This is a genomic window from Gallibacterium melopsittaci (assembly GCF_042433085.1).
In the GTDB taxonomy this organism is placed as follows: domain Bacteria; phylum Pseudomonadota; class Gammaproteobacteria; order Enterobacterales; family Pasteurellaceae; genus Gallibacterium; species Gallibacterium melopsittaci.
Window position 1 is genome coordinate 24,112 of the sequence record NZ_JBHLWA010000001.1, and the last position, 14,322, is coordinate 38,433.

Annotated in this window: 8 protein-coding genes; 5 read left to right on the plus strand and 3 right to left on the minus strand. The window is 35.7% G+C overall.

The window, feature by feature from the left end; genetic code table 11:
• Nucleotides 1–5: 5 nt before the first annotated feature.
• Nucleotides 6–1,382: a GntP family permease gene (locus tag ACFFHT_RS00120; RefSeq protein WP_382372503.1), complete on the minus strand. Its 1,377-nt coding sequence runs from the start codon at nucleotides 1,380–1,382 to the stop codon at nucleotides 6–8.
• Nucleotides 1,352–2,473, minus strand: a complete 1,122-nt coding sequence (locus ACFFHT_RS00125; RefSeq protein ID WP_382372312.1) for a sugar diacid recognition domain-containing protein — start codon at nucleotides 2,471–2,473, stop codon at nucleotides 1,352–1,354. The genes ACFFHT_RS00120 and ACFFHT_RS00125 overlap by 31 nt, the downstream gene beginning before the upstream one ends.
• Before the next feature lie 380 nt (nucleotides 2,474–2,853).
• Here ACFFHT_RS00125 and aceE point away from each other — a divergent pair, with 380 nt between their 5' ends.
• From aceE to fic, 5 genes are all read left to right on the plus strand, one after another.
• The gene (aceE, locus tag ACFFHT_RS00130; RefSeq protein ID WP_382372314.1) at nucleotides 2,854–5,517 is read left to right on the plus strand and encodes a pyruvate dehydrogenase (acetyl-transferring), homodimeric type; all 2,664 of its coding nucleotides are present in this window, start codon (nucleotides 2,854–2,856) and stop codon (nucleotides 5,515–5,517) included.
• Nucleotides 5,518–5,548: 31 nt separating this feature from the next.
• Nucleotides 5,549–7,438 carry a pyruvate dehydrogenase complex dihydrolipoyllysine-residue acetyltransferase gene (gene aceF / locus ACFFHT_RS00135; RefSeq protein ID WP_382372316.1) on the plus strand — a complete coding sequence of 630 codons (1,890 nt, stop codon included), beginning with the start codon at nucleotides 5,549–5,551 and terminating at the stop codon, nucleotides 7,436–7,438.
• Between the two features lie 99 nt (nucleotides 7,439–7,537).
• Entirely contained in the window at nucleotides 7,538–8,962 is a 1,425-nt protein-coding gene (gene lpdA, locus ACFFHT_RS00140; RefSeq protein WP_382372318.1) for a dihydrolipoyl dehydrogenase, read from the plus strand.
• Nucleotides 8,963–9,122: 160 nt separating this feature from the next.
• Nucleotides 9,123–11,525, plus strand: a complete 2,403-nt coding sequence (gene lon, locus ACFFHT_RS00145; protein ID WP_382372320.1) for an endopeptidase La — start codon at nucleotides 9,123–9,125, stop codon at nucleotides 11,523–11,525.
• Nucleotides 11,526–11,909: 384 nt separating this feature from the next.
• Nucleotides 11,910–12,926 carry a protein adenylyltransferase Fic gene (gene fic / locus ACFFHT_RS00150; protein WP_382372505.1) on the plus strand — a complete coding sequence of 339 codons (1,017 nt, stop codon included), beginning with the start codon at nucleotides 11,910–11,912 and terminating at the stop codon, nucleotides 12,924–12,926.
• A 43-nt stretch (nucleotides 12,927–12,969) separates the two neighbouring features.
• Here fic and ACFFHT_RS00155 read toward each other — a convergent pair whose 3' ends face one another.
• A complete protein-coding gene (locus ACFFHT_RS00155) occupies nucleotides 12,970–14,235 on the minus strand; it encodes an O-antigen ligase family protein (protein ID WP_382372321.1) in 1,266 nt (421 codons plus the stop codon).
• Nucleotides 14,236–14,322 lie beyond the last annotated feature (87 nt).

A 14,322-nucleotide genomic window follows, 5' to 3' on the forward strand; every position in this document is an offset into this window, starting at 1 on the left:
CTCACTTAGCGAAAGATACCAAATATTAAAGTTGCAACTATCGTCATAGTAAAACCTACTATACTCTCATAAGGAATGAGCTTGAGTCGTTCTTTCATTTCCATATTCACACTTCCACCAGTTGCATGGAAAAATGAACCATGAGGCATATGATCGAAGACTGTTGCTCCAGCATGAATCATTGCTGCACCAGCTAAACTACTAATACCTAATTCTATTAATGTACTACTAAATACATTAGAGGCTACAACCGTTCCTGCAGTCGTTGAGGCGGTTGCTAATGACATTAATGCACCAGAAATTGGAGCTAGTAAGAAGTCAGGTAAACCTGAAGAAGATAAGGTAGTAACAATAACATCTTTTAATGTTGAATGACTGATAATACCAGCAAGTGTTCCAGTGCCTAATAACATGATGGCAACTGGCATCATTTTGTTTAATCCGCTGATCATATATTGGTTACAAAATTTAATTTTTCCCATTGAGAACAAACCAATAAATCCACCTAAGGGTAGAGCAATTAAAGGATCAACTGCGATGTTACAAAGTGGTCGCAAAGCTAAGAGAATAATGGCAATTAAAGGTGCTGAAATTGCACTAAAAAAATTTGGTAAATCTTCTTTTTTTGTAGTTTGTACTTCATCAGTATGAACAAAACTTCCTTTATGAATTAATTTTTTCGCTAAAAAGTAAGTGATAATTGCACCAAAAATGGCTGGAATAATGCCAGCAGCCATAACAGATGTTAGCGGTAGATGAAATGCATCTGCTGCAGCAATTGCATTAGGATTTGGGGACATAATATTCCCAGCTTTACCTCCACCAATCATAGCTAATAAAATTGCCATTTTTGATAGATGGCAACGTTTAGCTAATGCAAGAGCAATAGGAGAAACAGTAATCACAGAAACATCTACAAATACACCAACTGCAGTTAATAACAATGTAGCTAAAATTAAAGCAAATAAAGCTCTATTTTCACCTAATTTTTGAACAATTGTTTCTGCAATAGAGGTTGCCGCACCAGACTCAATTAAAACGCCAGCTAATATACCAGCAGCAAGGATTCGCATTACGGCAGTTGATATACCTTGAGCTCCACCAATCATTAATGAAACAGTATCGGTTAGTGTTGTACCACTAATTAGACCTCCACATAATGCACCGATCATCATACCGTATGCTGGTGGTACTTTTTTTAAAATTAATATAATGGCAATAATTAAAGCAATTATTGCACCTAATGCAGAAATGCTCATATAAATTAGTCTCCATAAAATAGTTGTAAGTATGGATATTATTGAGAATCTGGAGAAAAAATCGTTGGATAATTTAACAAATTTAATTGCATTTATTTGGTTATTTTTGTAGGTTTCTCTAATTTCTTTTGTTGTAAACTAAACAAGTATAAAATGAATTTTTCTGCTATCTTATTGAAAGATAAATGAGTTATTTCTTCAATTTTTTGTAAGCGATAGCGTAAGGAATTTTGATGTATAAAAAGTGATTCAGAAGTGAGAGTAAGATCACAATTTGAAGAAAAATATTTTTCGAGAGTTTTGACTAGATTAGTATATTTATCTTCAGTTAAAACTTGTAAAGGGCGTAGAAGTTCTTGACATTGCCAAGAGTCAAAATATTGTTCTAATAAAGCGGGTAATTTGTAATCTTCAAATAGATAAAGTGCTTTGTTAGGAGATTTTTTAATCCCGTATTCTAATGTACTGAAGGCTGTAGAATAAGCATAATAGAGAGCCTGTTTACCTGAAAATATACCACCAATAGCGATTTTTGCCTTTACTGGTAATCTATTCACAAACTGTGTTGGCAATGAAAAATTTTGATTCGTTGGTATTGCTTGTAAAATGGCAATTTGATTTAAAGCCGTGATAACAGTCATCTTACTCGGATAATATTGTTCAAGATAAATGAACAAATGTTGGATATTCTCTTCATTTCCTTCTTGTAATTTGAGTAAAATACACACAAAGTTTTCATCAAAATTAATACCAAACTCTTTTGCTTTAATTAATAGTTCATTAGATAGTGTGGCGGTTTTAATAATAGTTAAAAAAAACTCCTCTTTATAACGATGACGCCAACGTTCTTGTTCCAAAAGGATGGCTTGTTCTGTAATTAGTTCAGCGGTCATTTTAACTAATTCAGCAAAAGGTTTGACCTCTGAAGGCATTCCTGAAATTCCAACTACACCTAAAATTTTTCCTTGATAAGTAATTGGAAGATTAATTCCTTCTCGTGCTTCATAATTCCACAATTTTGCGAGTTCGCTAGTGATCTCAATTACTCGATTTTCACGAATAGCGAGAACTGCGCCAGTATGTTTTTGATTTAGACGTGATGGATTTCCAGATGCAATAATAATGCCATTTTGATCCATAACATTTACTGAATAAGGAATAATCTTCATCGTACGGATAACAATTTTTTGTGCAATTTCTTTATTAATATTCATTTTTAAGATGGTAATAAATAGTAAGGATGAAAAAGATAATCTATTTTAGAAGAAAAGGGATAAGAGAGGAGGAAAATCTTCTCTAAAACAGCGAAATAAACAGGGATTAGGCTTTCCTCTAATTAGGTAGAGCTGTTACTGTGCTGACGATAAAATAGACAATTTGGTAAATTTTTGATATTTTGAAACAAATTTTATCTATCTTTATTTCAAAAAATCTAATAAAATTTCTAAAATTAGTTAATAAATTGTGAAGTCCATCTGCTGATTTCACAGTCCTAATTTAACAGATAATGTTTTATCAGTCGCTTAATACTTTCCTTGCTGTAGAAAGTATTACAGCATTTTGTCAACTTATAATACATAAAAAGGAAGAACCCATGTCGGATATGGTAAAAAATGACGTGGATCCGATTGAAACCAACGATTGGTTGTTGGCAATCGATTCAGTGATTCGTGAAGAGGGTGTTGAACGAGCTCAATATATTATTGAACAACTTATTCAACGTGCGAGAGCAAATAATGTTTCACTTCCAACTGGAATGACAACAGACTATATCAATACCATTCCTGTTAGTGAAGAGCCTAATTACCCAGGTAATTTAGACCTTGAACGTCGTATTCGTGGAGCTGTTCGTTGGAATGCTATTATGGCTGTATTACGTGCGTCTAAGAAAGATCTAGAATTAGGCGGACACATGGCGTCTTTCCAATCTTCCGCAACTATTTATGAAGTTTGTTTCAACCATTTCTTTAAAGCGCGTAATGAAAAAAATGGTGGAGACCTCGTTTTCTTCCAAGGTCACATCGCACCAGGAATTTATGCACGTGCATTTGTTGAAGGTCGTTTAACTGAAGAACAAATGGATAACTTCCGCCAAGAAGCACATGGCAAAGGTTTATCTTCTTATCCACATCCGAGATTATTACCAGAATTCTGGCAATTCCCAACTGTATCAATGGGCTTAGGACCATTGAATGCAATTTATCAAGCTCGTTTCTTAAAATATTTAAATAATCGTGGCTTAAAAGATACTTCAGATCAAACCGTATATGCCTTCTTAGGTGATGGTGAAATGGATGAAGTTGAATCACGTGGTGCATTAGCATTTGCTGCACGTGAAAAATTAGATAATTTAGTATTTATCATTAACTGTAACCTACAACGCCTTGATGGCCCAGTAACAGGTAACGGTAAGATTATCCAAGAATTAGAAAGTAACTTTAACGGCGCTGGCTGGGAAGTGATTAAAGTAATTTGGGGGCGTCGTTGGGATCGCTTATTACAAAAAGACACTTCAGGTAAATTATTACAATTAATGATGGAAGTTGTTGATGGTGACTACCAAACAATGAAATCAAAAGATGGTGCTTACGTACGTGAACACTTCTTTGGTCGTTATCCAGAAACTGCAGATTTAGTTAAAGATATGACAGATGATGAAATCTGGGCATTAAATCGCGGTGGTCACGATCCAATCAAAATCTTTGCTGCATTAAATAAAGCAAAACAAGTGAAAGATAAACCAGTTGTATTACTTGTGAAAACCATTAAAGGTTATGGTATGGGTGATGCAGCAGAAGGTAAGAATATTGCTCACCAAGTTAAGAAAATGGATATGTCTGGCGTTAAACACGTTCGTGACCGTTTCAATATTCCTGTCTCTGATGCAGATCTTGAAAAATTACCATATATCCAATTTGCTGAAGGTTCAGAAGAGTACAAATATATTCATGAACGTCGTCAAGCATTAAAAGGTTATGTGCCAACTCGTTTACCACGCTTTACACAACAATTTGATGTACCAGCTATTGAAGAGTTTTCACAATTATTTGAAGCACAATCACGTCCTATCTCTACGACTATGGCATTTGTGCGTACATTAAATGTGTTATTAAAAGATAAATCAATTGGTAAACACATTGTGCCAATTATTGCTGATGAAGCACGTACTTTTGGTATGGAAGGGCTTTTCCGTCAAATCGGTATCTATAACCCACATGGTCAAAATTATATGCCTCAAGACCGTGAACAAGTGGCTTATTATCGTGAAGCAGTTGATGGTCAAGTGTTACAAGAAGGTATCAATGAGCAAGGTGCAACAGCATCTTGGATTGCAGCAGCAACTTCATACAGTACCAATGACTTGCCAATGATCCCATTCTTTGTGTACTACTCAATGTTTGGTTTCCAACGTGTTGGTGATTTAATGTGGTTAGCTGGCGACCAACGTGCGAGAGGATTTATGATTGGTGGTACTTCAGGTCGTACAACCTTAAATGGTGAAGGTTTACAACATGAAGATGGTCATAGCCATATTCAAGCATTAACTATCCCAAGTTGTGTATCTTATGACCCAGCATTTGCATTCGAAGTCCCAGTTATTATTCAAGATGGTGTACGTCGTATGTATGGTCCAGAGCAAGAAGATGTGTATTACTACATCACAACCTTGAATGAAACTTATGATCAACCAGCAATGCCGAAAGGTGCAGAAGAGGGTATTCGTAAAGGTATCTATAAATTTGAAACTGTTACTGGTCAAGGTAAAGGTAAGGTTCAATTATTAGGTTCTGGTGCAATTCTTCGTCATGTTCGTGAAGCAGCACAATTATTAGCAAATGATTTCGGTGTTTCTTCTGATGTTTATAGCGTAACTTCATTCACAGAACTTGCGAGAGAAGGTAACGAAATCGAACGTTATAATACTTTACATCCAGAAGCAGAAGCGAAAGTGCCTTACATCACTAAAGTGATGAATGATGCACCAGCGGTTGCTGCGACAGATTATATGCGTTTATTTGCTGATCAAGTACGTGCTTATGTACCAGCAAGCAGCTATCTTGTTCTTGGTACAGATGGTTTCGGCCGTTCAGATAGCCGTGAAAACTTACGTTCACACTTTGAAGTTGATGCAAAACATGTTGCAGTTGCTGCATTATCTCAACTTGTGAAAGCAGGTACTTTAGATAAGAAAGTATTGGTAGAAGCAATCAGCAAATATGGTATTGATGCTGATAAAGCATACTCTTTACACGCATAATTAACTGTAACAATCACAAGGATATAAAAACATGTCAAAACAAATTCTTATACCTGATATCGGCGGTGATGAAGTTACTGTAACAGAAGTTATGGTCAAAGTAGGTGATACTGTTGAAGTTGATCAAAGTGTGATCAATGTTGAGGGTGATAAAGCTTCAATGGAAGTACCAGCACCAGAAGCAGGTGTAGTAAAAGAACTTTTAGTAAAAGTTGGTGATAAAGTTTCTACTGGTACACCAATGTTTATTTTAGAAGAAGCAGGTGCGGCAGCACCAGCTTCAGCGCCAGCAGCAGAAGCACCTGTAGCGGCAGCACCAGTGGCAGCAGCATCTATTGTTGATGTAAATGTACCTGATATTGGTGGTGATGAAGTTAACGTGACTGAAATTATGGTCAGTGTTGGCGATAGCGTTACTGCAGAACAATCATTAATCACTGTTGAAGGTGATAAGGCTTCAATGGAAGTGCCAGCACCATTTGCAGGCGTAGTAAAAGAAATCTTAGTGAAATCAGGTGATAAAGTTTCTACTGGTTCATTAATTATGCGTTTTGAAGTAGCAGGTGCAGCAGCTGCGCCTGTAGCAGAAGCAGCTCTGGCACCAGCAGCACAACCTGCAGCAGTATCAGGTGGTGTACAAGATGTTCATGTACCTGATATTGGTGGAGATGAAGTTAATGTTACCGAAATTATGGTAAATGTTGGTGATAGCGTAAGTGAAGAACAATCATTAATTACCGTTGAAGGTGATAAGGCTTCAATGGAAGTGCCAGCACCATTTGCAGGTGTAGTAAAAGAAATTTTAGTGAAATCAGGCGATAAAGTTTCTACTGGTTCATTGATTATGCGTTTTGAAGTAGCAGGTGCAGCACCTGTCGCAGCAGCACCAGCTCAACAACCAGCAGCTCCAGCAGCAGCGCCTGCGCCAGTAGCTTCAGCTCCAGTTGCTGCGTCATCTGAAGATGTGACAAAGAGTGCAAGTTTTGCACATGCCACACCAGTTGTTCGCCGTTTAGCACGTGAGTTTGGTGTTAACTTAGATAAAGTTAAAGGAACTGGCCGTAAAGGACGTATCTTAAAAGAAGACGTTCAAGCATATGTGAAGAATGCTGTTAAGATTGCTGAATCTGGTGCAGCAGCACCAGCAGCTGCAGCAGCAGGTAATGCAGGTGCAGGTTTAGGCTTATTACCATGGCCGAAAGTTGATTTCAGTAAATTTGGTGAAACTGAAGAAGTTGAATTAGGTCGTATTAAGAAGATCTCTGGTGCGAACTTACATCGTAACTGGGTAATGATTCCTCATGTTACACAATGGGATAAAGCTGATATTACTGAACTCGAAAAATTCAGAAAAGAACAAAATGTTCTTGCTGAAAAACAAAAACTTGATGTTAAAATTACTCCGCTTGTCTTTATTATGAAAGCTGTTGCGAAAGCGTTAGAAGCGTATCCAACATTTAATAGCTCAATTACTGAAGATGCACAGCGTTTAATCTTGAAGAAATACATCAATATTGGTGTGGCAGTAGATACACCAAATGGTTTAGTGGTACCTGTATTCAGAGATGTTAATAAGAAAGGTGTTATTGAGCTTTCTCGTGAATTAGCAGAAGTTTCTAAGAAAGCGCGTGCTGGTAAATTAACTGCATCTGATATGCAAGGTGGTTGTTTCACTATTTCAAGCTTAGGTGGTATTGGCGGTACTCACTTTACCCCAATCGTAAATGCACCAGAAGTTGCAATCTTAGGTGTGTCTAAATCAGAAATGACACCAGTTTGGAATGGTAAAGAATTTACTCCACGTTTGATGTTACCATTATCATTATCTTACGATCACCGTGTGATCGATGGTGCTGATGGTGCACGCTTTATTACCTATATCAGTGGTGTGTTGTCGGATTTACGCCGCTTAGTCATGTAGTAAATGGAAGCAAAAGCCTGATTATTCAGGCTTTTGTTACAAATTAATTTAAATTACCGTATCTAAATGGATTAGATACAGGGAAAAAAGAGGCTGAACATGAATAAAGAAATTAAAACACAAGTGGTCGTATTAGGTGCTGGTCCTGCTGGATACTCTGCAGCATTCCGTTGTGCGGACTTGGGCTTGGAAACTGTAATTATTGAACGTTTCTCAACACTTGGTGGTGTATGTTTAAATGTGGGTTGTATTCCATCTAAAGCATTATTACACGTTGCCAAAGTGATTGAAGAAGCAAAATCTTTAGCTCAACATGGTATCGTTTTCGGTGAACCAAAAACCGATATTGAAAAAATTCGTGGCTGGAAAGAAAAAGTAATTAGCCAATTAACTGGCGGTTTAGCTGGTATGGCGAAAATGCGTAAAGTTCAAGTTGTTAATGGTTATGGTAAATTTGCGAGTGCAAATAGCATTATTGTTGCTGGTGAAGAGGGTGAAACCAAAATTACCTTTGATAATGCAATCATTGCAGCAGGTTCTCGTCCAATTCAATTACCATTTATTCCACATGATGATCCTCGTGTTTGGGATTCAACAGATGCATTAAAACTTAAAGAAGTACCAGAAAAATTACTCATTATGGGTGGTGGTATTATCGGTCTTGAAATGGGAACTGTTTATCATGCATTAGGTTCACAAATTGATGTAGTGGAAATGTTTGATCAAGTTATCCCAGCAGCGGATAAAGATGTTGTTAAGATCTTTACTAAACGTATTGAGAAGAAATTTAACCTTTTATTAGAAACTAAAGTGACTGCAGTAGAAGCAAAAGAAGATGGTATTTATGTTTCAATGGAAGGTAAAGGTGCAAATGAAACTCGTCGTTATGATGCAGTATTAGTAGCGATTGGTCGTACCCCAAATGGTAAATTAATTGATGCTCATGTCGCTGGTGTTGAAGTTGATGAGCGTGGCTTTATTCGTACTGATAAACAAATGCGTACTAATGTGCCACATATCTTCGCAATCGGTGATATTGTTGGTCAACCAATGTTAGCTCACAAAGGTGTTCATGAAGGCCATGTTGCTGCGGAAGTTATCGCTGGACAAAAACACTACTTCGATCCAAAAGTCATTCCTTCAATTGCTTATACTGAACCAGAGGTGGCTTGGGTAGGTAAGACAGAGAAAGAATGTAAAGCGGAAGGTATCGCTTATGAAGTTGCAACATTCCCATGGGCAGCATCAGGTCGTGCGATTGCTTCTGACTGTTCAGATGGTATGACTAAACTTATTTTTGATAAGAATACGCATCGTGTAATTGGTGGAGCGATTGTTGGTACTAATGGTGGTGAATTATTAGGTGAAATCGGCTTAGCCATCGAAATGGGCTGTGATGCAGAAGATTTAGCCTTAACTATCCATGCTCACCCAACATTACATGAATCAGTAGGTCTTGCAGCAGAAGTGTTTGAGGGTACCGTAACAGACTTACCAAATGCAAAAGCGAAAAAGAAAAAATAATTTCCTAGCAAATTAATTTTTTCGTAATACAATTTAAAAATCTGCACTTTAGCGATAGTTGAGGTGCAGATTTTTTACTTATTTATCTTCATACCCTTGAGATTAGGAAAAAGTTCCCCATATACCCCGAATTCGTGTAATAGACAAGAGAACAATAATTATGAATATAGAATTATCAGATACAAAACAAATTCCTGTCTTACCATTGCGAGATGTTGTCGTTTTTCCTCATATAGTGATGCCACTCTATGTTGGACGAGCTAAATCAATACGAAGCCTGGATGAGGCAATGGACAGTGGCAAAGATATTTTATTAGTCACACAAAAAGAAGCGAATCTGGAAGAACCTAGAGCAGAAGATATTTATCAAGTTGGTACCGTTGCTACCATTATTCAATTATTAAAATTACATGATGGTACAGTAAAGGTTTTAGTCGAAGGTAAAACAAGAGCAAAAATAGAACAATTTTATGATGATGAATATTTTGCTGCCGAAGTGACAGAAATTCCTGAAATTATTGATAATCAACTTGAATTAAACGTTATTCAGAATACGGTATTAACAGAATTAGATAAATTCTCAACTCAACAACATAATAAGATTAAACCAGAAGTCTTAGCTGCATTAAAAGAAATCGATGCACCCGAAAAATTATCTGATACCTTAGCTGGTAATATGCCGTTAAGTATTGAGAAAAAACAAGGCTTATTGGAAGAAGCTAATGTATTAAAACGTTTTGAAGCACTTATCGGATTAATTCAAACTGAGATGGAAATTAACAGTATTGATAAGAAAATCCGTGATCGTGTGAAGAAACAGATGGAAAAGAATCAACGTGATTACTATCTCAATGAGCAAATTAAAGCAATTCAAAAAGAATTAGGCGAAGTTGAAGGTGCAGAGAATGAAATTCAGCAATTAAAGAAAAAAATTGCTGATGCCAGAATGCCGAAAGCCGTAGAAGAAAAGGCAGAAGCAGAATTACAAAAGCTCAAAATGATGTCGCCTATGTCTGCTGAAGCAACCGTTGTACGTAGTTATATTGATTGGATGGTGCAAGTGCCATGGCATAAACGTACTAAAGTGAAGAAAGATCTGAAGAAGGCAGAAGAGGTATTAAATAACGATCATTATGGTTTAGAACGTGTTAAAGAGCGTATTTTAGAATATTTAGCCGTACAAACTCGTACTAACCAAATGCGTGGACCGATTCTTTGTCTTGTTGGACCGCCAGGGGTAGGAAAAACATCTTTAGGGCAATCTATTGCACAAGCAACCGGGCGTAAATATGTGCGTATGGCGTTAGGTGGTGTGCGTGATGAAGCAGAAATTCGTGGACATCGTCGTACTTACATTGGTGCCTTGCCAGGCAAGTTAATCCAAAATATGGCGAAAGTTGGTGTAAGAAATCCGCTTTTCTTATTAGATGAGATTGATAAGTTAGGTGCAGATATGCGAGGCGATCCAGCATCTGCATTATTAGAAGTATTAGATCCAGAACAAAATAATACCTTTAGTGATCACTATTTAGAAGTGGATTACGATCTCTCTGACGTAATGTTCGTTGCAACCTCTAACTCAATGAATATCCCAGGGCCATTATTGGATCGTATGGAAGTGATTCGTTTATCGGGTTATACCGAAGATGAAAAATTAAATATTGCAGTACGTCATTTGTTGAAAAAACAGATTGAACGTAATGGCTTAAAAGCACAAGAGTTGACCATTAAAGAAGAAGCGATTTTAGATATTATTCGTTATTACACTCGCGAAGCTGGTGTGCGTAGTCTAGAACGTGAAATTTCGAAAATCTGTCGCAAAGCAGTGAAAAATTTACTGTTAGATAAATCATTAAAACATGTTGTTGTTGATAGCAGCAATTTACATGATTATCTTGGGGTAAGACGTTTTGAATATGGTAAAGCAGATAGCCAAAACCGTATTGGTGAAGTAACTGGATTGGCATGGACAGAAGTTGGAGGAGATTTATTAACAATTGAATCTGCTTCTGTTTCAGGCAAAGGTAAACTTAACTATACAGGTTCACTTGGTGATGTGATGAAAGAATCCATTCAAGCGGCGATGACTGTGGTACGTGCTAGAGCAGAAAAACTTGGTATTAATCCTGATTTCTATGAGAAACGAGATATCCATATTCACGTTCCTGAAGGTGCAACACCAAAAGATGGTCCGAGTGCAGGGATTGCAATGTGTACAGCGTTAGTTTCTTGCTTAACAGGTAATCCTGTGAGAGCTGATGTTGCAATGACGGGGGAAATTACCTTACGCGGTAAAGTGTTACCAATTGGTGGGTTAAAAGAGAAACTCTTGGCAGCTCATCGTGGTGGAATTAAGCGAGTTCTCATTCCAAAAGAGAATGTCAAAGATCTTGAGGATATTCCAGAAAATGCAAAAGCAGCACTTGATATTCGTCCAGTGGAAACTATTGATGAAGTATTAGCTTTAGCATTAGAAAAACCGCCAGTTGGCATTGAAGTGATTAAGGATTTACCTAAATCGAAAAAACGAGCTACAAAAGTAGTAAGTTCAACAGTAAATTAAATCTAAAAAGCTGGTTAATGATGATATTAACCAGCTTTTTTAGCATTTATAGCAACGATAGATACAACTGCAGTCAAAGCATATCAGCTAACCAATCAAAGTGGATGACAAATATCATCATATCATCAAAGTATTAGCTTGCAATGAAGTTAAAGTATTACTACTAGAACAAGTAAAAAATCAACTTTCTGTATATGTTTAAAAAATTAGAAAATTTAAACATATTTTATTGATATGTTGATTGGTTAAACATATACATCAAAATATGTTTAAAAAATTGGAAATTTTAAAGATGACAAATTGGAATCGTGAACTTTCCTATAATTCATTACCAGATTACCTCCTTCACAGGCATTAGAAACTAAAGCTATTCTTAAACAAACTATTTTATCCCGAGCAGCATTGGCTGAACTAAAACAAGCAGTAGAACTTATTCCTAATCAATCGATGTTAACTAATACAATTCCAATTATGGAAGCGAAAGCGAGTAGTGAAATTGAAAATATTATGACAACAACGGATAAGTTATTTCAGTCATTACAAATAGAAAATAATGGTAGTGATCCTGCAACGAAAGAAGCATTACGATACCGAACAGCGCTATTTACTGGACATAAAAGTTTAGATCGACTTCCTTTATGTACACAAACGGCTGTACTTGTATGTAGTGAAATTAAAGGCAGAGATATGGATATTCGTAAAGTAAGTGGTACAGCAATACGTAACGGTACAACAGGCGAAACTATCTATACTCCTCCTGTGGGAGAGCAACTTATTCGTAATAAATTAGCTAATTGGGAACGATTTATTCATCAAAATGAAGATCTTGATCCATTAATTATTTTAGCAGTTGCTCATTATCAATTTGAAGCAATCCACCCATTTACTGATGGTAATGGACGAACAGGGCGAATATTAAATAGTTTATTGTTAATTAACAAAGGTTTATTAAATTTACCAATTCTATATTTAAGTCGATATATTATTCAAAATAAGAATGACTATTATCGTCTATTATTAAAGGTTACAGCAGAACAAAATTGGCAGGATTGGATTATTTATATTTTAAAAGGTATAGAAGATACTGCAAAATGGACGGTAAAAAAGATAGAAGCTATTAGGCTATTATTAGAAGAAACAAAACGTTATATACAAGATAAGTTACCACAAATTTATCAACGAGAATTAGTTGATCTATTATTTGAACAACCATATACACGAATTCAAAATTTAGAAAAAGCTGGAATTGCAAAGCGGCAAACTGCCTCAAAATATTTAAAAGAGTTATGTGATATTGGTATTTTAGAAGAAATTTCTATTGGGCGAGATAAGCTATTTATTCATGTGAAATTGATGGAGTTGTTGAGGGGAGAGAGTAATCAGTTTGTAGAATATAGATAGGATTAGATAGACTAATCCTAATTTTATTTAATATCATCACAAATCAAACTTTCTGATTTTTATACCCTAGCAACATCGCATAAAATAAAACAGTTAAGAAAAAATAGAACATATTACCAGAGTTATGGGAAAAAAAGGCTTGGGTTAAACCATATGATATAACAGATGTGATATGGATAATGCCTAAAGTAGAAAAAAGTTTAATTTCCTCATTTTCTTTATATTTTCTGTAAGCTTGTGCAAAAGCATATAGTGGAAATAGAAAAATACTTAGCAATGATAGAAAGCCAAAAATTCCTCTTTCTAAGAAATCATTTAAATATTGATTATGAGCATGCCCCAAATTTGCAGGATATTCAGCTAATAAACCTAATCTGCCAAGCTCTCTTCTTCGTTCATCAGCACCTTTGTGTCCCCAACCTAAGATAGGTTTTTCTCTTATCATTGCAAGAGAAGCTTCCCATAAATCTAATCTTGCACCAACAGAAGTATTCGAATTTCCAGGTTTACCAAAATTAGCAACTTCAATATAAGCTTTTTCAATTTGAGATAACATTTTTGCAGAAGGCGTCATCAACAAAATAGAAATAATCGCTACAAGAGAAACAGAAAAGCTAACAATAACTTTTTTAGTAAGCATATGGCGATTTAAATAAAATAAGGTCAAGATAATAAATGGCATCAATAACCAACCACCACGACTTGCAGAAAGAAAACTGCCTAGCATTCCTCCGAAAGAACCTATTGCACATAATAAAACCAGATAATATTGCTTATGTTTCCAACAATAGAACATTAAAGCAAGGCTAAACATGCCAACTGACATCGCCATATCGCCAGATTGAATTACATAGGTTGTATCGGATAAAGCACGATCATAGTGTAAGAAAAATTTCTGATAAAACGCATAACATCCAGTTGCTATACCAGATAGTGGGATACTATACAGTAGATTTTTTAAGCTCAATGGATATGCTTTTATCAAGAAAAAAAGTAGTAAAAAACAGATACTCCTACTCGCATTGTCTAGGGTTTTAATTGAATCACTATGAATAAAAATACTTAATATATAAAGAGTAAAATAAATGCTAAATGGAACTATAAAAAAATAGTAATTTTTGTTTTTAATCTTTGTTAGAGATTTATTTTTTATTATTGAATAAATAATAAAAAATACAGCGATAATAATTAAAATTGCCCCACTACTATAAGCCTTTGGAACAATAACTAGAGCAATAAAAAAATAAGTAATGATAAGATTAAAAAAAATAGATAAATATTTATGGGAGGAAGTAAATGGTATCTGCATAAAAAGGATTTTCCAAAATATAAATATACTCAGAGTGAAGATTTATTTCTTTAAACTCCCCCCCCCCTTACCACAAAGGCAAGGGAG

Coding starts and splice junctions, on each gene's coding strand:
- aceF (WP_382372316.1), top strand. CDS start 5,549: ATGTCAAAACAAATTCTTATACCTGATATCGGCGGTGATGAAGTTACT.
- ACFFHT_RS00125 (WP_382372312.1), bottom strand. CDS start 2,473: ATGAATATTAATAAAGAAATTGCACAAAAAATTGTTATCCGTACGATG.
- lpdA (WP_382372318.1), top strand. CDS start 7,538: ATGAATAAAGAAATTAAAACACAAGTGGTCGTATTAGGTGCTGGTCCT.
- aceE (WP_382372314.1), top strand. CDS start 2,854: ATGTCGGATATGGTAAAAAATGACGTGGATCCGATTGAAACCAACGAT.
- ACFFHT_RS00155 (WP_382372321.1), bottom strand. CDS start 14,235: ATGCAGATACCATTTACTTCCTCCCATAAATATTTATCTATTTTTTTT.
- lon (WP_382372320.1), top strand. CDS start 9,123: ATGAATATAGAATTATCAGATACAAAACAAATTCCTGTCTTACCATTG.